Here is a 334-nt window from a genome sequence, read left to right on the forward strand (position 1 = left end):
TAGAAGGAATTCACTCTCGTACAGATTTCGATTTGAAAGCTCACGAACAACATTCAGGTAAAAAAATTCAATATTTCGATAACGAAACAAACGAATCGTACACACCTTACGTGGTAGAAACTTCTGTAGGTTTGGATCGTATGTTCTTAGCAGTTTTCTCAAATTCATTGAAAGAAGAAGTTTTAGAAGATGGATCAGAACGTGTAGTATTGTCTTTACCAGCTGCATTAGCGCCAATTAAAGCGGCTGTTTTACCATTAGTTAAAAAAGATGGTTTACCTGAATTAGCGAAAGAAATTTTGAAAAAATTACGTTTAGATTACAACGTAATGTA

General features: G+C 33.8%; 1 protein-coding gene. It reads left to right on the forward strand.

Annotation, left to right across the window (positions count from 1 at the left end):
- Nucleotides 1-32: 32 nt before the first annotated feature.
- Nucleotides 33-334: glycine--tRNA ligase (locus QWI17_RS06800; RefSeq protein WP_441294585.1), on the forward strand; the 302-nt coding region annotated here is incomplete at its 3' end.

The sequence above is a fragment of the Gilvimarinus gilvus genome (assembly GCF_030518155.1).
Lineage (GTDB): Bacteria > Pseudomonadota > Gammaproteobacteria > Pseudomonadales > Cellvibrionaceae > Gilvimarinus > Gilvimarinus gilvus.